The sequence below is a fragment of the Microbacterium sp. Clip185 genome, from assembly GCF_028743715.1.
Taxonomy (GTDB): domain Bacteria; phylum Actinomycetota; class Actinomycetes; order Actinomycetales; family Microbacteriaceae; genus Microbacterium.
The window spans coordinates 2,249,038-2,272,522 of sequence record NZ_CP117996.1 but is presented as its reverse complement, the minus strand read 5'-3'; the positions used below and the strand labels follow the sequence as shown (position 1 = coordinate 2,272,522).

Here is a 23,485-nt window from a genome sequence, read left to right as displayed (position 1 = left end):
GTTCGCCGCGGTGCGTCGCCTACCGTTGACGGCATGGGTGGACAGGTGCTGGGCGGAGGAGTGATCTTCCTCGTCGCCGTGACGCTGTGGCTGCTCTATCTTCTGCCGTCCTGGCAGAGCCGGCACCAGTACAACGCTGCGGAGCGCAACGCCGTCCGTCTCAATCAGGCGCTGCGCGTTCTTGCCGAGACGAGCGAGACCCCGGAAGAGGTGCGGCTCGAGTTGACGGCACGCACCGCATCCGCGCAGCAGAAGCTCGCCCGTCAGACGCTCGCCGAGCGTGAGCGTGCGCAGCTCGAAGTCGCGCGGCAGGAGCTCGCTGCCGCCAAACAGGAAGCCCGCGCGGTGCGCGACCGGCCTGAGGTACGCATGGCTCGGGCGCGTCGACGGGCTCGGCTGACCGCCACCGTGCTCGCGCTCCTCTCGCTCGCAGGAGCGGGCCTGGGCGTCTGGGTGCAGCTGACCGCAGCGAGCGCGACGCTGCTCTGGGCATCGGGCGCTGTCTTCGTCGTCTCGGTGCTGATGCTGCAGCAGATGTCGCGTGTGGCGCGTCGGGCAACACGGCGGGTCGCTCCCGTTCCGCAGGTGGCGGTCCAGGCCCGTCAGACGGACGTGCAGGACGTCGCACTGCCGACGAAGTCCGCTCCCGCCACGTGGGAACCGCGATCGCTGCCGAGGCCGCTCGCAGCGACCTCGGGGTCGCGGGCGTCTCTCGTCCAGGACGCGGCGGATGCCCGTGCGGCGCTTCGCCGGGCCGCCGTGGAAGAGGCCAAGCGCGAGCGCGCCGAGCAGGCCGCGCCGCCGTCGATCGACACCGCGCGGATCGCGAAGACCGCCGAGGAGTCCCCCTTCGCTCGGATGGGGTACGTCGACGACGCGGAGATCGAAGACCACGTTCGGCGCCTGCTGTCGACGCGGCGCGCAGCGGGTTGACGACGTTTTTTCGTCACTTCGGGCCGTGATAGGCTCGTTGAGTTCCGGGCCTGTGGCGCAGTTGGTAGCGCGCTTCGTTCGCAATGAAGAGGTCAGGGGTTCGAATCCCCTCAGGTCCACCGGAAAGGCCCCCGCTCAGCGGGGGCCTTCGTCGTTTCGGCGATTGACGCGATGCATGCACGTCGCGACAATGAGCAACTCTGCTCTTGAGCGTCCTGTCGATGCTTTCGTGAGCGTTGGTTCCGCTGGCCTGCCGCCGCAGATCGACCAGGCTAACGACTTGCACGCTGAGCAGGTCTTCGCCGGGCAAGCGACCGACACGGTTTCCTGGTTGCCGGGCAGCGGAGATGCGTGGGCTTGGGTCGGTCAGGCGAGTCCGCTGCATCCTGTCGACCCAACAGGCTCGGGCTTCGGCGCCGAGGTGTTCGACGTCAACGGCGGTGACGGACGAGCGGGCGCGCGAGATCATGGAGCACTTACCAACGATGGCAGTGGGTACTTCGACCGAGATACCCAGTCGCTTCGTAACATTGCACTCGCCACCACGGGGCAGGGCGAGCTCGTCAGTCGCGAGTCCACCCCCGCGCCGCCTCTACTGCCGATAGGAACACGGTGAACACGAGCAACGTACGTGCGCGACGCCGCTTGTCGGCTGTACTGGTTGCCGTCGCGATGCTTGTGGTGAGCGGGTGTGGGACACAACCAGGGGGAGACACGACTCCACAGGAATCCCGCGTTGCATTCTTCAAGGTGGTGCAAAGCACCGCTGCTTTGCTTTCGCCCGATGGCTGGGCAGAGGTAAGTCCGCCGTCATGGGCGTCGTGTGATCTCGGCAGCAGCGAGGGGGTCAAGACCACGTGGAGTTACGCGCGGAAACCTCTCACGGATCATGCTGCCAATGCGGAAACGGTCTCGAACTACTGGGCATCTATGGGTATGGACGTGCGTACCGTCTCCGAGCCGACCGTATCGATCTACGCGACTGGTGGCGACGTCTACGGTCTCGCGTTCCATACCGAGCCAGGTTTGTACGTCATCGAGGGAAGCTCTCAATGCGTCCCGGGAGATGCGCCTGAACTGACTCGGCAGGAGCAGGAGGAGAGATGAGCATCTCGTTCGATCCTGCTCGCCATGCGGATATGGTAGACGTGCTCGCTCGGGCGGCAGGATCCCTCGAAGATGTTCTGGCCGCGCTCGACGGTGAGGTCAGTGCGCTGCGGGGAGCGTGGAGCGGGGCTGCGCGTGATGCGTATGACGAGGCGCAGCGGGAGTGGACGGTATCGCTCGACGCATTGAACCGTGCCCTGCGATCCTCTGTGGGCGCGGCGCGGCGCGGCGCGGTCGGCTGGTGCGAGCTTGTCCCAGGCAGACCGCGACGCCGCGGCGCTGTGGGAGTGAGCTGACGAGAGCGACCGTCGGAGCCTTTGCGCACAGCGGAGTCTTCGCCGTGTGCCCGACCGCCGTCTAGAGACTGCACCTCGTGCACGAGATCACTGTCATCACCCGTGATCTCGTCACGCCGATGCAGTCTCGTGGGAGTGGGAGTGGGAGTGGGAGTGGGAGTGGGAGTGGGATGCGGGGGATGGAGAGCGGAGAGCGGAGCGTCATCGGCCGGAAACATGCGCGACACGCCCGGGATGGGGTGCCGAGTTGGCAGATGCCCGGAACCCACGTAACTTATTACTTGTTCGCCCCACAGGGAAGAGCGGAGAGGCTGAAGCCCCGTTCCCCTCAAGCGGAGAACACACTCCCACACAAGCGAGAAGATCTCAGATCTGACGTGCGTGTGGGGTGCCGATCGTTCCGTCGATCGCCGCCTCGGCGGTGAGAACGATCCGCTCCGGCGGATTTGACACGGCGAGCGAAACGGCTAAAATGGAGAAGTTGCCCTGCGGGCGAGGCTGAGAAGCCGAGCGGCAGGAGCATCCGTTCCTTGAGAACTCAACAGCGTGCACTTGTCAAATGCCAAATAACCTCGTTCCAGCTTCGGCTGGGTGAGATTCCTTTGGATCAAGTCCAACCCTTTGGGGTTGGCGTTATGGATTGTCAGTAATGGCATCCTTTTGGTCAGTTCAAACTCGCTGCGCACTTCTTTTTCCGTTGTGTGTATGCATTTTTCTTTTACGGAGAGTTTGATCCTGGCTCAGGATGAACGCTGGCGGCGTGCTTAACACATGCAAGTCGAACGGTGAAGCAGAGCTTGCTCTGTGGATCAGTGGCGAACGGGTGAGTAACACGTGAGCAACCTGCCCTGGACTCTGGGATAAGCGCTGGAAACGGCGTCTAATACTGGATACGAGACGTGGCCGCATGGTCAACGTTTGGAAAGATTTTTTGGTTCAGGATGGGCTCGCGGCCTATCAGCTTGTTGGTGAGGTAATGGCTCACCAAGGCGTCGACGGGTAGCCGGCCTGAGAGGGTGACCGGCCACACTGGGACTGAGACACGGCCCAGACTCCTACGGGAGGCAGCAGTGGGGAATATTGCACAATGGGCGAAAGCCTGATGCAGCAACGCCGCGTGAGGGATGACGGCCTTCGGGTTGTAAACCTCTTTTAGCAAGGAAGAAGCGAAAGTGACGGTACTTGCAGAAAAAGCGCCGGCTAACTACGTGCCAGCAGCCGCGGTAATACGTAGGGCGCAAGCGTTATCCGGAATTATTGGGCGTAAAGAGCTCGTAGGCGGTTTGTCGCGTCTGCTGTGAAAACTGGAGGCTCAACCTCCAGCCTGCAGTGGGTACGGGCAGACTAGAGTGCGGTAGGGGAGATTGGAATTCCTGGTGTAGCGGTGGAATGCGCAGATATCAGGAGGAACACCGATGGCGAAGGCAGATCTCTGGGCCGTAACTGACGCTGAGGAGCGAAAGGGTGGGGAGCAAACAGGCTTAGATACCCTGGTAGTCCACCCCGTAAACGTTGGGAACTAGTTGTGGGGACCATTCCACGGTTTCCGTGACGCAGCTAACGCATTAAGTTCCCCGCCTGGGGAGTACGGCCGCAAGGCTAAAACTCAAAGGAATTGACGGGGACCCGCACAAGCGGCGGAGCATGCGGATTAATTCGATGCAACGCGAAGAACCTTACCAAGGCTTGACATATACGGGAACGCTGCAGAAATGTAGAACTCTTTGGACACTCGTATACAGGTGGTGCATGGTTGTCGTCAGCTCGTGTCGTGAGATGTTGGGTTAAGTCCCGCAACGAGCGCAACCCTCGTTCTATGTTGCCAGCACGTAATGGTGGGAACTCATGGGATACTGCCGGGGTCAACTCGGAGGAAGGTGGGGATGACGTCAAATCATCATGCCCCTTATGTCTTGGGCTTCACGCATGCTACAATGGCCGGTACAAAGGGCTGCAATACCGTGAGGTGGAGCGAATCCCAAAAAGCCGGTCCCAGTTCGGATTGAGGTCTGCAACTCGACCTCATGAAGTCGGAGTCGCTAGTAATCGCAGATCAGCAACGCTGCGGTGAATACGTTCCCGGGTCTTGTACACACCGCCCGTCAAGTCATGAAAGTCGGTAACACCTGAAGCCGGTGGCCTAACCCTTGTGGAGGGAGCCGTCGAAGGTGGGATCGGTAATTAGGACTAAGTCGTAACAAGGTAGCCGTACCGGAAGGTGCGGCTGGATCACCTCCTTTCTAAGGAGCATCTGGCACTTCGGTGTCCAGGCCCCTGATCAGAGCGAATGTCTCTGCAGGGTGCTCATGGGTGGAACATTTGACGAGGCTCTCATGTGAGTTTCTGGTTTTTAGTACGACCTTCGGGTTTGGAACGGGGCTGGGTTCTTGGGTGAGGGCGTGCACGCTGTTGGGTCCTGAGGGACCGGGTGTGACTCTTTTGGGGTTGCAGCTGTACCTCTGGGCCTTCTTCTGCTGCTTGTGCAGTGGGGGTTGGTACCGCCCGTACTTTGAGAACTACACAGTGGACGCGAGCATCTTAGAGATGAATCTTCGGATTCATTTCACAGGTGATCTTTTTTAGATCATTTAGTCAATTTTCGAGTTGACGATTCAAACTCATGTGATTTCAAGTCTTTAAGAGCAAACGGTGGATGCCTTGGCATCTGGAGCCGAAGAAGGACGTAGCAATCTGCGATAAGCCTCGGGGAGTGGATAAGCACACTTTGATCCGAGGGTCTCCGAATGGGGAAACCCCGCTGGGCGGCGTGCCGACCTAGTGACTCCCGCCTGAATATATAGGGCGGGTAGAGGGAACGTGGGGAAGTGAAACATCTCAGTACCCACAGGAAGAGAAAACAACCGTGATTCCGTGAGTAGTGGCGAGCGAAATCGGAAGAGGCTAAACCTAGCGTGTGTGATAGCCGGCAGGCGTTGCACGTTGGGGGTTGTGGGACTTTCTTGATCATCCTGCCGGGTGATCGACGTGACAGAAGCGTATAGACGAATGGTCTTGAAAGGCCAGCCATAGTGGGTGCCAGCCCCGTAGTCGAAATGCGTGTTCTGGCGTGGAGAGTATCCCAAGTAGCACGGGGCCCGAGAAATCCCGTGTGAATCTGTCAGGACCACCTGATAAGCCTAAATACTCCCAGATGACCGATAGCGGACAAGTACCGTGAGGGAAAGGTGAAAAGTACCCCGGGAGGGGAGTGAAATAGTACCTGAAACCGTTTGCTTACAAACCGTTGGAGCCTCCTTAGTAGGGGTGACAGCGTGCCTTTTGAAGAATGAGCCTGCGAGTTAGCGATACGTGGCGAGGTTAACCCGTGTGGGGTAGCCGTAGCGAAAGCGAGTCTGAATAGGGCGATTCAGTCGCGTGTCCTAGACCCGAAGCGAAGTGATCTATCCATGGCCAGGTTGAAGCGACGGTAAGACGTCGTGGAGGACCGAACCCACTTAGGTTGAAAACTGAGGGGATGAGCTGTGGATAGGGGTGAAAGGCCAATCAAACTTCGTGATAGCTGGTTCTCTCCGAAATGCATTTAGGTGCAGCGTTGCGTGTTTCTTGCCGGAGGTAGAGCTACTGGATGGCCGATGGGCCCTACAAGGTTACTGACGTCAGCCAAACTCCGAATGCCGGTAAGTGAGAGCGCAGCAGTGAGACTGTGGGGGATAAGCTTCATAGTCGAGAGGGAAACAACCCAGACCACCAACTAAGGTCCCTAAGCGCGTGCTAAGTGGGAAAGGATGTGGAGTTGCTGTGACAACCAGGAGGTTGGCTTAGAAGCAGCCACCCTTGAAAGAGTGCGTAATAGCTCACTGGTCAAGTGATTCCGCGCCGACAATGTAACGGGGCTCAAGCACGCCACCGAAGTTGTGGCATTGACATTATTGGTAGGCCTTCGTGGTCCAGCCGTGTTGATGGGTAGGAGAGCGTCGTGTGGCCAGCGAAGCGGCGGTGTGAACCAGCCGTGGAGGCTACACGAGTGAGAATGCAGGCATGAGTAGCGAAAGACGTGTGAGAAACACGTCCTCCGAAAGACCAAGGGTTCCAGGGTCAAGCTAATCTTCCCTGGGTAAGTCGGGACCTAAGGCGAGGCCGACAGGCGTAGTCGATGGACAACGGGTTGATATTCCCGTACCGGCGAAGAACCGCCCAAGCTAATCCAGTGGTGCTAAGAGTCCTAGCCAGGAATGTGTGGATCCCTTCGGGGTGATGCCGTCTTGGTGAACGCTCGACCCCATGCTGGTGCGGTTAGCGTATTAACAGGTGTGACGCAGGAAGGTAGCCCAACCCGGGCGATGGTTGTCCCGGGGCAAGTGCGTAGGCTGAGTCGTAGGCAAATCCGCGACTCGTTCGGCTGAGACACGATGCGGATAAAAAGTGGGTGATCCTATGCTGCCGAGAAAAGCATCGACGCGAGGTTCTAGCTGCCCGTACCCCAAACCGACTCAGGTGGTCAGGTAGAGAATACCAAGGAGATCGAGAGAATCGTGGTTAAGGAACTCGGCAAAATGCCCCCGTAACTTCGGGAGAAGGGGGGCCATCCACTTATACCAGCTTGCCTGGAAAAGGGTGTGGTGGCCGCAGAGACTAGTGGGTAGCGACTGTTTACTAAAAACACAGGTCCGTGCCAAGTCGCAAGACGATGTATACGGACTGACGCCTGCCCGGTGCTGGAAGGTTAAGAGGAGCGGTTAGCGTAAGCGAAGCTGCGAATTTAAGCCCCAGTAAACGGCGGTGGTAACTATAACCATCCTAAGGTAGCGAAATTCCTTGTCGGGTAAGTTCCGACCTGCACGAATGGCGTAACGACTTCCCAACTGTCTCAACCGCGAACTCGGCGAAATTGCATTACGAGTAAAGATGCTCGTTACGCGCAGCAGGACGGAAAGACCCCGTGACCTTTACTACAGCTTGGTATTGGTGTTCGGTGTGGCTTGTGTAGGATAGGTGGGAGACTGTGAAGCAGACACGCCAGTGTTTGTGGAGTCATTGTTGAAATACCACTCTGGTCACTCTGGATATCTAACTTCGAACCGTAATCCGGTTCAGGGACAGTGCCTGGTGGGTAGTTTAACTGGGGCGGTTGCCTCCCAAAAAGTAACGGAGGCGCCCAAAGGTTCCCTCAACCTGGTTGGCAATCAGGTGGCGAGTGTAAGTGCACAAGGGAGCTTGACTGTGAGACTGACAGGTCGAGCAGGGACGAAAGTCGGGACTAGTGATCCGGCAGTGGCTTGTGGAAGCGCTGTCGCTCAACGGATAAAAGGTACCTCGGGGATAACAGGCTGATCTTGCCCAAGAGTCCATATCGACGGCATGGTTTGGCACCTCGATGTCGGCTCGTCGCATCCTGGGGCTGGAGTAGGTCCCAAGGGTTGGGCTGTTCGCCCATTAAAGCGGTACGCGAGCTGGGTTTAGAACGTCGTGAGACAGTTCGGTCCCTATCCGCTGCGCGCGTAGGAAGTTTGAGAGGATCTGACCCTAGTACGAGAGGACCGGGTTGGACGAACCTCTGGTGTGTCAGTTGTTCCGCCAGGAGCACCGCTGATTAGCTACGTTCGGGATGGATAACCGCTGAAAGCATCTAAGCGGGAAGCCGGCCTCAAGATGAGACTTCCATACCTTCGGGTGAGAGGCTCCCAGCCAGACTACTGGGTTGATAGGCCAGATGTGGAAGCGCAGTAATGCGTGCAGCTGACTGGTACTAATAAGCCGATGACTTGATAACACTTCCGTTTGAACTGAAGTTGCTTGCGTCCACTGAGTGGTTCTCGATGTACGGTCGAGAACCGCACCAACATTCTTTTGTTGTGTGCATGACTTGAAACATCAATAGTGTTTCGGCGGCCATAGCGAGAGGGAAACGCCCGGTCCCATTCCGAACCCGGAAGCTAAGCCTCTCAGCGCCGATGGTACTGCAGGGGGGACCCTGTGGGAGAGTAGGACACCGCCGGACTCCTTTTAGAAAGGGCCACCCAAAGCTGGGTGGCCCTTTCGTGTTTGTGCCCGCAGTTGCAGGTCATACGCTGATCCGTATGCCCTCAGGGCTTCATCCTCGCAGCCAGCTCGTCCACGATGCGCTGCGTTCGGCCGGCATCCTCGGCGAGATCGTGCAGCTGCCGGATGCGGCGTCGACGGCCGCGCTTGCGGCATCCGCTCTCGGCGTCGATGTCGGCGCCATCGCCAACAGTCTGGTGTTCTGGTCCGATGGCGAACCTCTTCTAATGATGACGAGTGGAGCTCACCGCGTTGACACGCATGCTCTCGCGTCACGGCTAGGACGTTCGTCGATCGTGAGAGCGACCGTCGAGCAGGTCCGGCAGGCGACGGGGCAGGCGATCGGGGGAGTTGCGCCCACCGGACATCCCGCACCGCTGGTGACTGTCGTCGACGAGGATCTCGCGCAGCATGCGCAGATCTGGGCGGCCGGCGGCACTCCTCACACGGTGTTTCCTCTGACGTTCGACGAACTGGTCTCGCTCACCGACGGAGTCGTCGCGAAGGTCGACGCAGCCTAGCGGGGAGCGTGAAGGCCCCACTCCTCGACCGGGGACGGATCCACGGGCCAGTGATCGCCCGCGATGGGGAACGTGGCGACCGCGCACGTCGTCATCATCATCTCGCGGCCTGCCAGCTCGGATGCGAGCTCGCTCAACCCGGGATCGTGAGCGACGATGAGGACGTTCTGCGCTCCCGTCGCCGCAGCCGCATCCCACAGCTCGCGTGCGGACGCCCCGTACAGCTCGGGAAGGGTCTCGAGGGAAACCTCGAGGGCGGCTGCGAACGATGCCGCCGTCGTGCGAGCGCGGAGGGCTGTGCTGCTGAGCAGTCGTTCCGGCCGGAAGCCGGTTGTGGCGAGGGCCGCAGCCATGAGTGGAGCGTCGCGTCGGCCGCGCTCGTTCAGGGGACGTTCGTGATCTGGGAGGCCCGCCGTTCCCCAGTCGGACTTGGCGTGGCGCACGAGGACGAGAGTGATCATTTCCGCGCTCCCTACCCCACGTAGACCCAGGCGTCGCGTCCACTCTGAAGTACCACTGCTACGCGCCGGTACAGCGAGACTTCGTACTCGTCGGCCGCGTCGAGCTCGTCGAGCGTCAGTTCCAGCACGCGTCCGCTGACCTTGTCGCTCGTGTTTCCGGTGCGGCTCAGCACAGGGTGCGCGGCGAGGCCCGAGATCGCCACGACGCGGGAGTCGTCGATCTCGGCCTGCTGGACGTGATAGCCCGCGAGCACGTCCTCCGTTGATTCGATGCGGCGACCGAAGACATCCAGCTGTACCTGTGGGAGCAGGAGGGTTCCATAGGAGAAGAGGCGCTCGGAGGTCTCCGTCGTGCTCATCCAGCCCCCTAGGCCCCGAAGATCGCGTGTGCGATCGCGAAGATCGTCAGGCCCGCGAGAGAGCCTACGATCGTGCCGTTGAGGCGAATGTACTGCAGATCGCGGCCGACCATGAGCTCGATCTTCTCGGTCGTCTCCTCGGGGTCCCAGCGCTCCACTGTGTCGGTGATGACAGAGGCGATGTCGTGGCGGTAGCGCTCGATGACGAAGACCGCTGCATCCGTCACCCACCCGTCGACGCGGGCGCGCAGGGCCTCGTCCCGCTCCAGGCGGCGGCCGACGTCGGTCAACGTCTCGACCAGTCGACGGCGCAGTCCGCTGTCCGGGTCGCGGAGACCGCGCGTGAGACCGTTCTTGGCCGTACGCCACGCCTCACCTGCAAGCTCACGCACACGCGGAGAGTCGAAGACCGTCGTCTTGGCGTCTTCGAATCGTCCGATCGTCACGGGGTCGTGCTGCAGGTTCTCGGCCAGACGCGAGAGGTAGCCGTCCACCGCGTGCCGTGCAGGGTGATCGGGATCCTCCCGCACGGCGGCGACGAACTTGACCGCTTCGTGGTACGCCGCCTCGTCGATCAGTGTGTGCACCATCGATGGAACCCATGAGGGAAGGCGACGGGAGATGAGCCCCGTGAATGCGGGGCGGTTCGCTCTCAACCAGGTGTCGATGCTGTCGGCCGCGAGATCCACCGCGCCGTGGTGGGCACCTGAGGAAACCATGCGCTCGAGCCAGCCGCCAAGCGGCGGACCCCACTCGGGCACGACCAGGTGCTCACGGGCGAGGTCGCCGAGCAGTTGCTGGACGTCGTCGTCACTGAGAGCCTCGATGACATTCGTCGCGATCGTCGCCCCTTCGGAAGCGACCCGCTCAGCATGGGCCGGCTGCGCCAGCCACGCGCCGAGCCGGGCGGAGAGCGAGAAGGACTCGAGTTTGCCGCGGATGACGGGAGCGGCGAGGAAGTTCGTCTCGACGAACTCGCCGAGGGTGCGTCCGATCTCGTCTTTGCGGTTCGGGATGATCGCGGTGTGCGGAATGGGAAGCCCGAGCGGTCGCCGGAAGAGTGCGGTCACCGCGAACCAGTCCGCGAGAGCTCCGACCATGCCGCCTTCCGCCGCCGCGCGCACGTACGAGAGCCACGGATACCGGCTCTGCAGAGCGAATGCGATCACGAAGACGACCGCGAGTGCGATGAGGGCGCCGAGTGCGATCCCCTTCATGAGCCGCAGCCCGTGCAGCCGCTCTCGATCGGCGTCGCTCAGCAGTGCTGTCGGTGTGCGGGGCATTTCGTCATCCTTCCACGGCGTACTCTGTCAGCGTGATCGACGACATCAAGAAGCGCGCGCTGCACCGCACCAGCATCCTGGAAGGGCAGCTGCGCGGGGTGACCAAGATGATCGAGTCCGAGGAGTACTGCATGGACATCATCACGCAGTCCCGCGCGATCCAGCGCTCGCTCGAGTCCTTGAATCGTCTTTTGCTCGAGAACCATCTGCGCACCCATGTCGCCCACATGTTCGAGGAGGGCGGCGAGGATCGTGAGCGTGCCGTCGAGGAGCTGCTGCGCGCTTTCGACTTCGCCGGGAAGTGACCGGGACGGTCAGCTCGCAAGACCCTCGCGCTGACTCGTCCACCCGATATCGAAGCTCCGGTTGCCGGTGATGGCGGCGGCGAAGGGCTCGAGAGACGCCATCGTGTCCGCGTCCAGGATGAGGCCGGATGCCGGCAGCCACTCATCCACGTGCCGCGCGAAGCGCGAGCCCGGGATAGGGGCGGCGGCGATCCCCAATTGCGCGGCACGCGTGAACAGCCAGCCCAGCGCGAGTTGCGCGCCGGTCAGGTCGCGCTGGTGCGCGAGGACGAGGTACTCGGCGCGCAGGTCCGCGTTGGCGGTGAGGTTCGCGCTGGAGAACCTCGGGAACCGGGGTCGACCGTCACCGGGCCCGATGTGTGTGGGGGAGAAGTCGTTCGTCAACCAGGCGCGGCTGAGTGGGGAGTACGGCACGAAGCCGATGCCGAGCTCGACGGCCGTGGGCACGACGGCGTTCTCGACGTCGCGGCTGACCACGCTCCACTCGGTCTGCACAGCGGCGATCGGATGCACGGCGTGAGCGCGACGGATCTCGTCCGCCGTCGCCTCCGACAGACCGAGATGGAGCACCTTTCCCTCGGCCACCAGCTCCGACATCGCGCCGACCGTCTCCTCGATCGGCACGTTCGGATCGACGCGGTGCTGGTAGTAGAGGTCGACATGGTCGGTGCCGAGTCGGGAGAGGCTCTGATCGATCTGCTCGCGCACGTACGCGGCGTCGCCACGGATGCCGCGCGAGCCGATCGCGCCGCCGGAGATCCCGAACTTGGTCGCCAACGTGATCTCGTCGCGTCGGGTGGCGAGCAGCCGCGCGATCGTGCGCTCACTGCGCCCCGCGCCGTAGATGTTGGCCGTGTCGACGAAGGTGAGTCCCGCATCCACCGCGTGCGTCAGCGTCGCGAGTGCTGTCGCATCGTCGACCGGTCCGTACACGTCGCTGAGGCTCATCCCGCCGTAGCCGAGCGCGCTGACTTCGAGACCGTCGCCGAGCAGGATGCGGCCCACTGCGCTCAACTGCCCGCTCCCTGCCGGATCGGACCGAGCCATGCGGCGGCGACGGTCGCGTGCGCGGACTCCGGGTCGGAGGGGTGGAACTGGCCGGCGAGCACGTCACGATACAGCCGGCCCAGCTCGCTGGACGAGAAGTACGACGATCCGCCGGCGACCAGGATCGCCTCGTCGACGATCCGCTTGGCGCCGACCGCGGCACGATGCTTGAGTCCGGACAGCAGCGAGAACCACCGTGCGCCGTGATCCACTCCGGCATCCACGTCGTGCGCGAGCGCGGCGATCTGCGGAACGAGCGCATCGTAGGTCAGTGCCATCTCGGCCACGCGCCACCGGATATCGGGGTCCTGGTCGTAGGTCAGTCCCGTCTTGCGCGAGCGTCGTTTCGAGGCCGTCTCGACGGCGACATCCAGCGCGCGTCGACCGATACCCGTGTAGACGGAGGCGAGCAGGATCTCGAACACGCTGAAGATCCCGAACACGATCGGATCGGGCTGCGGTCCGGGTGCGACCCTGCGCACGATCCGGTCGGCCGGAGCGACGGCGCCGTGCAGCTCCGTCGTGCGAGACTGCGTTCCCCTCATGCCCACCGTGTCCCAGTCATCGCGGGTGCGCACGGCGTCCGAGCGCGGTACGAAGCCGTAGACCAGCTGAGGCGCGTCGGGCGACGTGGTGTCCAGACCGTGCACGCCGAGGTGCGTCCACACCGGGGCGAGCGAGGTGAAGATCTTCGTGCCGGTGAACGTGTACCCGCCGTCCGGGAGAGGAACGGCCGCGGTGGCGCTGTCGAAGAGCACGAGGTCGTTGCCGGCCTCGCTGATCCCGAAGGCGAAGACCTCGCCGGCCGCGGCACCGGTCTGAACGAAGGCGAGGTCGTCGATCCCTCTGTCGCGCAGCACTTTGGCGACACCTGTCCAGACGAGGTGCATGTTGACGGCCAGGGCGGTCGCGGGCGCTGCCGTGGCGAGCCGCTGCTGCAGGATCGACGCCTCGCCGAGACCCAGACCTGCGCCTCCCCGATCCGCCGGGACCAGGATGCCGAGATATCCCGCCGCGCGGAGCTCCACGAGATCCTCTTCCGGGAAGACGTTCTCACGGTCGACGGATGCCGCGCGGTCTCGAATTCGCTCGATGAGCTCATCGGGCAGGTACGTGCGCGGATCGAAGGTCATGCCAGCACCTCGCGCAATGCTGCCACCGTGGCGTCCGGGCGGTCGCGGTGCGGCGAGTGACCGGCACCCGCGACGATCGAGCGCGTGATGAGGGCATTGCGGGCGAGCACCTCGTCGGCGCGTGGCCCGGTGAACAGGCTGTAGACCGCGGGATCGGATGCGATGACGTGCGTGGGAACCGTGAGGCGTGCGGCCGCATCCGTCACGTCCCAGTCGGCGTTCTGCTCGAGGGTCTGCTCGATGGCCCAGCGGCTTGCGAGCTGCGCGGCCTGTGCCTTCAGCTCGACGTCCTGCGGATGCCAGTGCGGATGCGCGGCGCGGACCTCCTCGATCGTCGGCGAGTCGAACGCATCCTGCTGGCTGCGTTCGACGACCGCGCGGTCGGCCGGCAGGAGATACAGCGCGGGGTCGACGAGGACGAGCCGCCTCGCCCACTCGGGATGCTCCGCGGCCGCGAGTGTTGCGGACGCTCCTCCGAGCGAGTGGCCGACGACGAGGTCCCAAGCGCCCCCGGAGTCAGGGACCGTCTGGCTCACATCGGCGGCGTAGGCGGCGATCGTGTAGTCGAGCGCTCGCGGTGCCAGGCCGTGACCGCGCAGGTCGACGGCGACGGCATGCCAGCCCGCTTCGGCCAGGGCCGTTCCGAAGCGCCACATCAGGGCGCCGGACGATCCCAGCCCGTGCACGAGGAGGGCGTGGTGAGCGGATGCGGGGGAGCCCCACGCGAGCGTGGGAAGCGCGACGGATGCGGGCATGTCTACGAGCGTAGAACGCTTGCCCCTCGCCTCGCCCGCCTGCGTCGCCTTATGGCGCTGCGCCGATGCCGAACGACGCTCAGGTGATGATCGGCGTGGGCTCCGTGTCGGGGATCGGGCTCGGGTCGCGGTGGCGCAGATCCGGGAAGGCGCGCACACACACGATGGCGACGATCGCTCCGGCACCGGCGAAGGCCGCGGCCGCGATGAAGGCGCCGGGGGCTTCGACCGCGTCGATCAGGAAGCCGGCGACGGCGGAACCCGCAGCGGCGCCGATCAGCTGACCGGTGCCGATCCACCCGTAGGCCTCGGCGGTGTCCGAGAACTTGACGCTCACGGAGGTGATCGCGAACAGCACGGCGAGGGCCGGGGCGATGCCGATCCCCGCGAGGAACAGCGTGCCAGAGAGCCACCAGATGTTGAGGGAGAACATCGTCAGTACCAGGCCGACGGCGACGATGCCCATGCGCCGCGCCATCGCCCAGGGCCCCATGGGCACGTGGCCGAACGAGAGGCCTCCGGCGAGGCTGCCGATCGAGAACACCGCGAGGACGATGCCCGCCTCGAGCCCGCCGTGGTCGAAGGTCGCGACGACACCCGCCTCGACGGCGGCGCAGGCACCGATGAGCAGGAACCCGATGACGGTGGCCAGCAGCACGGTGGGGCGCGTCAGCACCTTGCCGAAACGCCGCTTGCTGCGGGGGATGCGCACCCGGCCGACCTCGGGGGAGAGGATGAACCACGTCCCGCCGCCGACGAGGATCACGGCGATCAGGACGAGCGCCTCCCAGGTGCCGATCTGCGTCGCGATGAACGTGATCACGACGGGGGCGATGATCCAGATGATCTCCTGCAGCGACGCATCCAGCGAGTAGAGCGGGGTGAGCTGGCGGGAGTTGACCATCTTGGGATAGATCGTGCGCACCGCGGACTGCACCGGCGGAGTGGACAGGCCTGCGATCAGTCCGAACGCCATGAAGCCGGCCACCGGCAGATCGAGCAGGCCGATGGCGAGGATCGCCAGCGCGCACACGATCATCGTCAGCGTGAGCACACGCCGCATCCCCCAGCGGCCCATCCACCGGCTGGTGACGGGACCCGAGACCGCCTGCCCGACGGATGCGGCCGCGAGAACGAGGCCCGCGTATCCATAGGACCCGGTCACGTGCTCGACGTGCAGCAGGATCGCCAGGCTCGTCATCCCGTTCGGGAAGCGCGCCGTGAGCTGTGCGGCGATGATGCGCGCCACCCCCGGGGTGCGCAGCAATTCCTGGTATCCGGCCATCCCTTCAGGATATCCCGGAGAGTGCCGGCGCCGCCGGGCGGATGCGGGGGCGCGACACGCCGCGACACGCCGAAGACGGTTATCCACCGAGCGGGATCGAGCGGAGAGGGCCCCGGTGTGGATGGTTGCGCTGTTCATCCAGGATTCGCCCCTGATTCAGGGTTTTTTCAGGTCGCGCGACGCGCCGCGGCTGTGGATGAAACGGTGGACAACCTGTGTTGTATCTGGGGAGAGTGTCGCAAAAATGACACGGATGTAACTACTACCCCTTGTGGTGCTATCCGATGTCCGTACCCATATGTAGTATTGAGGTCCCGGCGACGAGAAGTGCTGGGAACAGGTCCGTCCGAGGGGAGAAAGAGGTCGAAATGGCGATCACCGTCTACACCAAGCCGTCGTGCGTGCAGTGCAATGCCACCTACCGTGCACTGGATTCGAAGGGCATCGAGTACGAGGTTCTCGACGTCTCGCAGGACCCCGCAGCCCTCGAGCAGGTCAAGGCCCTCGGGTACCTGCAGGCCCCCGTCGTGATCACCGACGAGGACCACTGGTCGGGCTTCCGTCCCGACAAGATCGACGAGCTGGCCGCGCGCCTGGCCTGACCGATGGCAACCGCTGTCGCAGACCAGGTCGGCGCGGTTGCCCACCCCCTCCGTGAGCCCGCCCCGTCGGCTCCGCTCCTCGTCTACTTCTCGAGCGTCTCGGGTAACACCGCGCGTTTCATCGAGAAGCTCGGGATGCGGGCCGTGCGGATTCCGCTGCGGCCCACGGATCCGACTCCCCTCATCGACGAACCCTTCGTGCTGATCACCCCCACCTACGGGGGCGGTCAGGGAAGGGGCGAGGAGCGGGGAGCGGTTCCCAAGCAGGTGATCCGGTTCCTCAACGACGAGGGCAACCGGGCCCTGCTTCGCGGTGTGATCGCCGCGGGCAACACCAACTTCGGCGAGCACTACGGGCTCGCCGGAGAGATCATCAGCCGAAAGTGTCGTGTGCCGCACTTGGATCGGTTCGAATTGTTCGGCACGCCAGAGGACGTCGAGCGCATCGGCGAAGGATTGGAACGATGGTGGAAGCAGCACTGAAGGACTTGAGCTTCAAGACCGAGGCGCGTTTCGAGGGGCTGGACTATCACGCCCTCAACGCGATGCTCAATCTGTACGACGCGAACGGGCAGATCCAGTTCGACGCCGACAAGCGTGCCGCCCGGGAGTACTTCCTGCAGCACGTGAACCAGAACACGGTGTTCTTCCACTCGCTCAAGGAGCGTCTCGACTACCTGGTCGAGAAGGAGTACTACGAGCCCGGTGTGCTCGCCAAGTACCCGCACGAGTTCATCCAGGAGCTCAACGACCGCGCGTACGGCAAGAAGTTCCGCTTCGAGACCTTCCTCGGAGCCTTCAAGTACTACACGAGCTACACGCTGAAGACCTTCGACGGCAAGCGGTACCTCGAGCGCTTCGAGGACCGTGTCGTCATGACCGCACTGGCGCTCGCCGACGGCGACCAGAAGCTCGCCGTGCAGTTGGTCGACGAGATCATCTCCGGTCGTTTCCAACCCGCCACTCCCACCTTCCTCAACGCCGGCAAGGCGCAGCGCGGCGAGCTCGTCTCGTGCTTCCTGCTGCGCATCGAAGACAACATGGAGTCGATCGCCCGCGGCATCAACTCCGCGCTGCAGCTGTCCAAGCGCGGCGGCGGCGTGGCGCTGCTGCTGTCCAACATCCGCGAGTCGGGTGCACCGATCAAGCAGATCGAGAACCAGTCCAGCGGCATCATCCCCGTCATGAAGCTGCTCGAAGACAGCTTCAGCTACGCCAACCAGCTCGGTGCGCGTCAGGGCGCCGGTGCCGTCTACCTGTCGGCGCACCACCCCGACATCATGCGCTTCCTCGACACGAAGCGTGAGAACGCCGACGAGAAGATCCGTATCAAGACGCTGTCGCTCGGTGTGGTCGTTCCCGACATCACCTTCGAGCTCGCCAAGAACGGTGAGGACATGTACCTGTTCTCGCCGTACGACGTGGAGCGTGTCTACGGCGTGCCCTTCGGCGACATCTCGGTCACCGAGAAGTACCGCGAGATGGTCGACGACCCGCGCATCAAGAAGACGAAGATCAACGCCCGCGACTTCTTCCAGACGCTCGCCGAGATCCAGTTCGAGTCGGGTTACCCGTACATCATGTTCGAGGACACGGTGAACCGCGCGAACCCGATCAAGGGTCGCATCAACATGTCCAACCTGTGCAGCGAGATCCTGCAGGTGAACACGCCGACGACGTTGAACGAGGATCTCTCGTACGACCAGATCGGCAAGGACATCTCCTGCAACCTGGGCTCGATGAACATCGCCCTGGCGATGGACGGCGGCGACCTCGGCGGCACGGTCGAGGCGGCGATCCGTGCGCTCACCGCGGTCAGCGACCAGAGCCACATCCGCTCCGTGCGCTCGATCGAGGACGGCAACGACCGTTCCCACGCGATCGGCCTCGGCCAGATGAACCTGCACGGTTACCTGGCGCGCGAGCACGTGCACTACGGCTCCGAAGAGGGCATCGATTTCACGAACATCTACTTCTACACGGTGCTGTTCCACGCGCTGCGCGCCTCGAACGCGCTCGCGATCGAGCGCGGTCACGCGTTCGACGGCTTCGAGGACTCGACTTACGCATCGGGTGCGTTCTTCGACAAGTACCTCGAGCAGGAGTGGGTGCCGCAGACGGAGAAGGTCAAGGAGCTGTTCGCCGGACACCACATCCCCACGCAGGGTGACTGGGCCGAGCTGAAGGCGTCGATCCAGAAGCACGGCATCTACAACCAGAACCTGCAGGCGGTTCCTCCGACCGGCTCGATCTCGTACATCAACAACTCGACGTCGTCGATCCACCCGATCGCGTCGAAGATCGAGATCCGCAAGGAAGGCAAGCTCGGCCGCGTCTACTACCCGGCGCCGTTCATGACGAACGACAACCTGGAGTACTACCAGGACGCGTACGAGATCGGTTACGAGAAGGTCATCGACACGTACGCCGCTGCGACCCAGCACGTCGACCAGGGCCTGTCGCTGACGCTGTTCTTCAAGGACACCGCCACCACGCGCGACATCAACAAGGCGCAGATCTACGCATGGCGCAAGGGCATCAAGACGATCTACTACATCCGCCTGCGGCAGATGGCGCTCGAGGGCACCGACATGTCCGAGTGCGTCAGCTGCATGCTCTGACGTTCCGCGCGTTTCGACTCGCTCCGCTCGCTCAACGACCGATCTCTGCAAGGACACTGACATGACTCCCGAGAAGCTCAAGCTGATCGACCACGTCCAGGCGATCAACTGGAACCGCATCCAGGACGACAAAGACCTCGAGGTGTGGAACCGCCTCGTGAACAACTTCTGGCTGCCCGAGAAGGTGCCGCTGTCCAACGACATCCAGTCGTGGAACACGCTGACGCCCGACGAGCAGACGCTCACGATGCGCGTGTTCACCGGCCTCACCCTGCTCGACACGATCCAGGGCACGGTCGGCGCGGTCTCGCTCATCCCGGATGCGCTGACCCCGCACGAGGAGGCGGTGTACACCAACATCGCGTTCATGGAGTCGGTGCACGCCAAGAGCTACTCGTCGATCTTCTCGACCCTCGCGTCGACGCCCGAGATCGACGACGCGTTCCGGTGGTCGGTGGAGAACGAGAACCTTCAGAAGAAGGCTCACATCGTCATGGACTACTACCGTGGCGACGAGCCCCTCAAGCGCAAGGTCGCGTCGACCCTGCTCGAGTCGTTCCTGTTCTACTCGGGCTTCTACCTGCCGCTGCACTGGTCGGCCAAGGCGAAGCTCACGAACACGGCCGACATCATCCGCCTCATCATCCGCGACGAGGCCGTGCACGGCTACTACATCGGGTACAAGTTCCAGAAGGGCATGGAGCTGATCACGCAGGCCGAGCGCGACGAGATCAAGGACTACACGTTCTCGCTGCTGTACGAGCTCTACGACAACGAGGTGCAGTACACGCAGGACCTCTACGACGCCGTCGGCCTCACCGAGGACGTCAAGAAGTTCCTGCACTACAACGCGAACAAGGCGCTCATGAACCTCGGGTTCGAGGCCATGTTCCCCTCGACGGTCACGAACGTGAACCCGGCGATCCTGTCGGCGCTCTCGCCCAACGCGGACGAGAACCACGACTTCTTCAGCGGTTCGGGCTCCTCCTACGTCATCGGAAAGGCCGAGGCCACCGAGGACGAGGACTGGGACTTCTGATCCCCGTGTGATTCCGCGGTTCCACCGCAACGCCACGGCCCCCGGCCGGTCGCCCTCCCGGGCGATCTGCCGGGGGCTTTTCGTTGTGTCGACGCCTGGGCGAGCGCCGCGGATACGGACGAAAAAGTCCCGGCCAGCGGCAATTTGACTTCCCCTGGAAGCGGGCTATGGTCGAAGGTCATCCGCCAGCCACTCAGGGGAAGCGAGTCCACATGTCCAAGAAGACGCCGAATACGCGAGGTGCCAAGAAGGCTCCGCAGCTGTCGATCAAGGAGAAGCGAGCAGCGAAGCGCGAGAAGCGCGAGCCCGAGCTGTTCCTCAAGCCGCGTAAGGATGCCGGTCGCTGATCGAGCGGAGCGTGGGGAAGGGGCGGATGTTCGCATCCGCCCCTTCTGTGTTCCCGGTACCTGTCGTTCGAGGCTCAGGCGGTGTCCTCAGACGTGCGGAGGGGACGCAGCACTCGGGCGGGGTTGCCCGCCGCGAGCACGCCGGCGGGGATGTCATGGGTGACCACGGAGCCCGCTCCGATGATGCTGTCGTCGCCGATCGTCACGCCCGGGGTGAGCGTCACCGACCCGCCTAGCCAGACGTTGGAGCCGATGGTCACGGGTTGGGGGAGCTCCCACCCGGCGAGGCGCCGTTCGATGTCCTCGGCGTGGTTCGGGGTATAGATGCTGCAACGCGGTCCGATGAGGCAGTCCTCGCCGATCGTGACGGCGCCGCCGCCGATCACCATGAAGTCGGCGTTGATGAAGGTGCGATCGCCGATCGTGAGCCGTGCCCCGTAATCGATGGTGACCGGCGGCCGTACGTCGACGCCCGCCCCCGCGCCGGGGACGAGCTGGGCGAACAGTGCGCGCGCTTCGTCGGGTGAGGTGTTGTACAGGAGGTTGAATCGCGCGCAGGTGGCATGCGCATCCCTCGTCAGCTTCTGGAGCGCGGGGGATGCGCGGTAGCGCAGCCAGTCATGCGTGAGAAGGGCGCGCAGATCGTCGTCGTCCTCCGCCAGACGGGCGAGGTCGTCGAGTGCTTCCTGCAAGGCCGGGGTCATGCCATCTCCTCATTTGTTGTTAGTCACAACTTATCCGGCGAAGGAGGCTGCGTCAACGCGCGCGGGCACGGCCCGCGGACGATGTTTCCGCGAACAGATGGAGCTAGCTTTGATGCCGATGGATGAATCATCGCGACACGAATCTGCCGTGCGCACGACGCTGGGCGGATTCCTGCGCGCGCGGCGGGAGGAGCGCCAGCCCGAGCAGGTCGGGCTGGAACGTCAGGTCGGCCGGCGCGTGCCGGGCCTGCGTCGCGACGAGGTCGCGACCCTCGCGGGCGTCAGTAGCGAGTACTACCTTCGACTCGAACAGGGGCGCGGCAGTGCACCGTCGATGCAGGTGCTTGCGGGACTCGCTCGCGCGTTGCGGCTCAGCGCCGCCGAATCCGATTACCTCCACCGACTCGCGGGGCATGCGGCGCCGCGTCGGGTCGCGTCGTTTGAACGCCCCCGCGCGGAGATCGAGGCGATCCTGCGCTGGTGGCCGGGCATCCCGGCCTACATCTCCGATGCGAACCTCGACGTCGTGGCCGCCAACGATCTCATGGTCGCGATCACTGACGGCCGCTTCAGGCCGGGTGCGAACGTGCTGGAGGAGACCTTCAACGCCTCGGGACGGGGAAGGCTCGAGACCTGGGAGTCGCAGGCGCGCGACGCCGTCGCGCTCTTTCGCTACTCGGGCGACGAGACGTCGGCGCGCTACGACGCCATCCTGCGACGGCTGAGCGCGGATGCGGACTTCCGCCGCTTCTGGAACCTGCTGGAGGTCGCGCTGCCGGATCCGTCGGAGATCGCCGCGACGATCGAAGGCGTCGGGCAGCTCTCGATCTCGGTCCGGGACTTCTTCGTTCCCGAGCTCCACGGCTACATGGTCACCGTCTTCGACGCCTCGCCGGGCTCCACCGCGGACGTCTTCTTCCGCCGGCTCTCCGATACCCTCCGGGCATCAGCCGATGCGACTCACGCACCACGCGATGACGAGCTGACGGACCGGCCGTGAGACGCCCGCGTACTCACTCGTCGAAGATGATCGACTCCCAGTTCGCCGGCACGCGGGCGGACGGGCCGGGAACGCTCTGCCGCGCGGGGTGGCTCGTCGGCTCAGGCAGCTGCCCGCCGTCGACCTCGCGCTCCTCGACGTAGTCCCACCACCAGCTCTCCTGCGGCTCGAAGCTCTGCACGTACCTGTGCCCGGTGAGCTCGAAGTGACGCTCGGCGTGGTGGTGAGGAGAGACCTCGCAGCAGCCGATGTGCCCGCAGGTGATGCAGCGGCGCAGGTGAAGCCACCACGAGCCGGATGCGAGGCAGTCCTCGCATCCGGCTCCGCTCGGCGGTGGTGCGAGAAGCGCGGCGGCGTGAGGTGCGTCCATTAGTCCTCGACCTCGATGTCGAAGCGGTCGCGCACGTACGACTGCAGCACGACGGCATGGTTGATCGCCGGGTCGTGCGCCCCGTACAGCACCGTGACGACCGGATGGGCGCGAACGAGCGTCACCAGGTGCTCCACGGGCTGCGGGACGGCATCCAGCTCGGCGCGATACCGACCGGAGAACTCGGACATCGCCGACGCCTCGTGGTTCCACCACCGGCGTAACTCGGGGGACGGTGCGATCTCCTTCAGCCATTCGTCCAGCGCGGCCCGCTCGCGGGATTCGCCCCGCGGCCATAAGCGATCGACCAGCACGCGGTAGCCGTCTTCGCTCCTGGCCGGCTCGTAGATCCGCTTGCGACGAAGAACTCCCATGCCCGCTCCGATCCGTGGAGTCTGATCTCCCGCCACGCTACGCCGCGCGCCACGGGCCCGTTCGGACGCCTGACGAGGATGTGTTCGTCTGCCGTTCTCCTCTCCGCCGCCTTACCGCGCTCTCGCGTCAAGCCCCGCGCTCTCGCGTGCCTCGGCTCATACAGTGCTCGCATGGACATGAGCGACGAAGAGAAGCGGCGCGATCAGCTGACAAGCGCGCCGAACGCCACGGAGGAGGACGCGAAGCCTCGCATCGTCGTGTCAGAGCACGACGGCGTGACCCGCATCGACATCGCAGAGGACGCTCCCGTGCGCCCGAGCGATCCTCGCGACTGACGGGCGCGCAGCGAGACGTGTCAACCCCGTCGGCCTCCCGGATCGACACGCGTGTACTGGGACGCATGACCAACGACAAGCACAACGCTCCCGGTCCCGACGGCGAGGACACCGCATCCGGAGTCTCGCCCGTCCAGCAGGATGCCGGCGAGGACATCACGACCGACGACGACGGCACCCCCGTCGACAACCCCTCTGGAGGCTGACGATGTCGAATCCCGATGAGCGGCCCGGTGTCACCCCCGGCCCCGAGCCCGACACGACCACCGCGGCCGAGCCTGACGATCCTCAGTCGGACGGCGCGGAGTCCGTCATCGACGGCAGCGGCGAGGACTCCTGACGCGGGCTACTTCGCGAGTTCGGCCTTCGCATAGGCGACGATCGCGTTCGCGTGGCCGTGCCCCATTCCGTGGGCACCCTTGAGCTCCGCGACGACGGCCATGTGGGCTTCGCCCGCGGTCAGGCGTGCGACGACGACATCGAGCCACTCCTGAATGGGGCGCCCATAAGTCTTCTCGATGCTCGGAAAGTACGACGCCGGGCCCTTCGGCTTGCTGCCGGGGTCCAGAGTGGGGGCGACGACGCGCTTCGCAGTCATGCGCTCAGC

The 23,485-nt window shown here is 63.9% G+C and carries 25 protein-coding genes, 1 tRNA gene and 3 rRNA genes; 18 read left to right on the top strand and 11 right to left on the bottom strand.

The window, feature by feature from the left end:
• Positions 1–33 precede the first annotated feature (33 nt).
• The 8 genes from PQV94_RS11015 (at position 34) to PQV94_RS10985 (ending at position 8,857) form a co-directional block, all read left to right on the top strand.
• Complete coding sequence (locus PQV94_RS11015) at positions 34–933, top strand: large exoprotein (RefSeq protein WP_274285871.1); 900 nt, start codon at positions 34–36, stop codon at positions 931–933.
• Between the two features lie 46 nt (positions 934–979).
• Positions 980–1,052: transfer RNA gene (locus PQV94_RS11010), tRNA-Ala, on the top strand.
• Between the two features lie 56 nt (positions 1,053–1,108).
• On the top strand, positions 1,109–1,549 hold the full coding sequence (locus PQV94_RS11005; RefSeq protein WP_274285870.1) for a hypothetical protein: 441 nt from the start codon (positions 1,109–1,111) through the stop codon (positions 1,547–1,549).
• A gap of 487 nt (positions 1,550–2,036) precedes the next feature.
• The gene (locus PQV94_RS16190; protein ID WP_443192685.1) at positions 2,037–2,336 is read left to right on the top strand and encodes a WXG100 family type VII secretion target; all 300 of its coding nucleotides are present in this window, start codon (positions 2,037–2,039) and stop codon (positions 2,334–2,336) included.
• Between the two features lie 717 nt (positions 2,337–3,053).
• Positions 3,054–4,576, top strand: a 16S ribosomal RNA gene (locus PQV94_RS11000).
• Between the two features lie 386 nt (positions 4,577–4,962).
• Positions 4,963–8,067: ribosomal RNA gene (locus tag PQV94_RS10995) — 23S ribosomal RNA — on the top strand.
• Between the two features lie 111 nt (positions 8,068–8,178).
• Positions 8,179–8,295: ribosomal RNA gene (gene rrf, locus PQV94_RS10990) — 5S ribosomal RNA — on the top strand.
• Together the 16S, 23S and 5S rRNA genes form the textbook arrangement of a ribosomal RNA operon.
• Positions 8,296–8,374: 79 nt before the next feature.
• A complete protein-coding gene (locus PQV94_RS10985; protein ID WP_274285869.1) occupies positions 8,375–8,857 on the top strand; it encodes a YbaK/EbsC family protein in 483 nt (160 codons plus the stop codon).
• Here PQV94_RS10985 and PQV94_RS10980 read toward each other — a convergent pair.
• From PQV94_RS10980 to PQV94_RS10970, 3 genes are read right to left on the bottom strand one after another with little or no spacing between them, the layout of a single operon-like run.
• Positions 8,854–9,318 (bottom strand): SixA phosphatase family protein, encoded by a 465-nt coding sequence (locus tag PQV94_RS10980; protein WP_274285868.1) that lies wholly within the window; start codon positions 9,316–9,318, stop codon positions 8,854–8,856. The two genes, PQV94_RS10985 and PQV94_RS10980, sit on opposite strands and share 4 nt — an antisense overlap.
• An 11-nt stretch (positions 9,319–9,329) precedes the next feature.
• Positions 9,330–9,677 carry a gamma-glutamylcyclotransferase family protein gene (locus PQV94_RS10975; protein WP_274285867.1) on the bottom strand — a complete coding sequence of 116 codons (348 nt, stop codon included), beginning with the start codon at positions 9,675–9,677 and terminating at the stop codon, positions 9,330–9,332.
• Between the two features lie 8 nt (positions 9,678–9,685).
• The gene (locus tag PQV94_RS10970) at positions 9,686–10,960 is read right to left on the bottom strand and encodes a DUF445 domain-containing protein (protein ID WP_274285866.1); all 1,275 of its coding nucleotides are present in this window, start codon (positions 10,958–10,960) and stop codon (positions 9,686–9,688) included.
• A 32-nt stretch (positions 10,961–10,992) separates the two neighbouring features.
• Between PQV94_RS10970 and PQV94_RS10965 the strand changes: the two genes are divergently transcribed.
• Positions 10,993–11,265, top strand: coding sequence for a metal-sensitive transcriptional regulator (locus PQV94_RS10965; RefSeq protein WP_137417594.1), 273 nt, complete (start codon positions 10,993–10,995; stop codon positions 11,263–11,265).
• A gap of 9 nt (positions 11,266–11,274) precedes the next feature.
• Here PQV94_RS10965 and PQV94_RS10960 read toward each other — a convergent pair whose 3' ends face one another.
• The 4 genes from PQV94_RS10960 to PQV94_RS10945 all read right to left on the bottom strand — a co-directional run bounded on the left by PQV94_RS10960 (position 11,275) and on the right by PQV94_RS10945 (position 15,485).
• The gene (locus tag PQV94_RS10960; RefSeq protein WP_274288274.1) at positions 11,275–12,270 is read right to left on the bottom strand and encodes an aldo/keto reductase; all 996 of its coding nucleotides are present in this window, start codon (positions 12,268–12,270) and stop codon (positions 11,275–11,277) included.
• A 5-nt stretch (positions 12,271–12,275) separates the two neighbouring features.
• The gene (locus tag PQV94_RS10955) at positions 12,276–13,445 is read right to left on the bottom strand and encodes an acyl-CoA dehydrogenase family protein (protein WP_274285865.1); all 1,170 of its coding nucleotides are present in this window, start codon (positions 13,443–13,445) and stop codon (positions 12,276–12,278) included.
• Positions 13,442–14,200: an alpha/beta fold hydrolase gene (locus PQV94_RS10950; protein ID WP_274285864.1), complete on the bottom strand. Its 759-nt coding sequence runs from the start codon at positions 14,198–14,200 to the stop codon at positions 13,442–13,444. The genes PQV94_RS10955 and PQV94_RS10950 overlap by 4 nt, the downstream gene beginning before the upstream one ends.
• A gap of 79 nt (positions 14,201–14,279) precedes the next feature.
• Complete coding sequence (locus tag PQV94_RS10945) at positions 14,280–15,485, bottom strand: MFS transporter (protein ID WP_274285863.1); 1,206 nt, start codon at positions 15,483–15,485, stop codon at positions 14,280–14,282.
• Between the two features lie 368 nt (positions 15,486–15,853).
• Between PQV94_RS10945 and nrdH the strand changes: the two genes are divergently transcribed.
• The 5 genes from nrdH (at position 15,854) to PQV94_RS10920 (ending at position 20,094) form a co-directional block, all read left to right on the top strand.
• Positions 15,854–16,087, top strand: coding sequence for a glutaredoxin-like protein NrdH (gene nrdH, locus PQV94_RS10940; RefSeq protein ID WP_137417590.1), 234 nt, complete (start codon positions 15,854–15,856; stop codon positions 16,085–16,087).
• A 3-nt stretch (positions 16,088–16,090) separates the two neighbouring features.
• A complete protein-coding gene (gene nrdI / locus PQV94_RS10935; RefSeq protein ID WP_274285862.1) occupies positions 16,091–16,570 on the top strand; it encodes a class Ib ribonucleoside-diphosphate reductase assembly flavoprotein NrdI in 480 nt (159 codons plus the stop codon).
• Positions 16,552–18,708: a class 1b ribonucleoside-diphosphate reductase subunit alpha gene (gene nrdE / locus PQV94_RS10930; protein WP_274285861.1), complete on the top strand. Its 2,157-nt coding sequence runs from the start codon at positions 16,552–16,554 to the stop codon at positions 18,706–18,708. Before nrdI ends, nrdE begins: the two co-directional genes overlap by 19 nt.
• A 61-nt stretch (positions 18,709–18,769) precedes the next feature.
• Positions 18,770–19,747 carry a class 1b ribonucleoside-diphosphate reductase subunit beta gene (gene nrdF / locus PQV94_RS10925; RefSeq protein ID WP_137417587.1) on the top strand — a complete coding sequence of 326 codons (978 nt, stop codon included), beginning with the start codon at positions 18,770–18,772 and terminating at the stop codon, positions 19,745–19,747.
• Between the two features lie 212 nt (positions 19,748–19,959).
• A complete protein-coding gene (locus tag PQV94_RS10920; protein ID WP_274285860.1) occupies positions 19,960–20,094 on the top strand; it encodes a hypothetical protein in 135 nt (44 codons plus the stop codon).
• A gap of 74 nt (positions 20,095–20,168) precedes the next feature.
• Here PQV94_RS10920 and PQV94_RS10915 read toward each other — a convergent pair whose 3' ends face one another.
• Positions 20,169–20,798, bottom strand: a complete 630-nt coding sequence (locus PQV94_RS10915; protein WP_274285859.1) for a sugar O-acetyltransferase — start codon at positions 20,796–20,798, stop codon at positions 20,169–20,171.
• A gap of 148 nt (positions 20,799–20,946) precedes the next feature.
• Between PQV94_RS10915 and PQV94_RS10910 the strand changes: the two genes are divergently transcribed.
• Positions 20,947–21,798, top strand: a complete 852-nt coding sequence (locus tag PQV94_RS10910) for an MmyB family transcriptional regulator (protein ID WP_274285858.1) — start codon at positions 20,947–20,949, stop codon at positions 21,796–21,798.
• A 13-nt stretch (positions 21,799–21,811) separates the two neighbouring features.
• On the opposite strand, the gene PQV94_RS10905 is transcribed toward PQV94_RS10910, so the two are convergent.
• Positions 21,812–22,168: a UBP-type zinc finger domain-containing protein gene (locus tag PQV94_RS10905; RefSeq protein ID WP_274285857.1), complete on the bottom strand. Its 357-nt coding sequence runs from the start codon at positions 22,166–22,168 to the stop codon at positions 21,812–21,814.
• Positions 22,168–22,542 (bottom strand): DUF488 domain-containing protein, encoded by a 375-nt coding sequence (locus PQV94_RS10900; protein ID WP_274285856.1) that lies wholly within the window; start codon positions 22,540–22,542, stop codon positions 22,168–22,170. Before PQV94_RS10900 ends, PQV94_RS10905 begins: the two co-directional genes overlap by 1 nt.
• A 171-nt stretch (positions 22,543–22,713) precedes the next feature.
• Between PQV94_RS10900 and PQV94_RS10895 the strand changes: the two genes are divergently transcribed.
• The 3 genes from PQV94_RS10895 to PQV94_RS10885 all read left to right on the top strand — a co-directional run bounded on the left by PQV94_RS10895 (position 22,714) and on the right by PQV94_RS10885 (position 23,218).
• Positions 22,714–22,878 carry a hypothetical protein gene (locus PQV94_RS10895; protein WP_243227317.1) on the top strand — a complete coding sequence of 55 codons (165 nt, stop codon included), beginning with the start codon at positions 22,714–22,716 and terminating at the stop codon, positions 22,876–22,878.
• A gap of 65 nt (positions 22,879–22,943) precedes the next feature.
• The gene (locus PQV94_RS10890) at positions 22,944–23,084 is read left to right on the top strand and encodes a hypothetical protein (protein ID WP_274285855.1); all 141 of its coding nucleotides are present in this window, start codon (positions 22,944–22,946) and stop codon (positions 23,082–23,084) included.
• A 2-nt stretch (positions 23,085–23,086) separates the two neighbouring features.
• Positions 23,087–23,218, top strand: coding sequence for a hypothetical protein (locus PQV94_RS10885; RefSeq protein WP_274285854.1), 132 nt, complete (start codon positions 23,087–23,089; stop codon positions 23,216–23,218).
• A 6-nt stretch (positions 23,219–23,224) separates the two neighbouring features.
• Here the strand turns inward: PQV94_RS10885 and PQV94_RS10880 are convergent, their stop codons facing one another.
• Positions 23,225–23,476, bottom strand: coding sequence for a DUF4287 domain-containing protein (locus PQV94_RS10880; protein WP_274285853.1), 252 nt, complete (start codon positions 23,474–23,476; stop codon positions 23,225–23,227).
• Between the last annotated feature and the right edge of the window lie 9 nt (positions 23,477–23,485).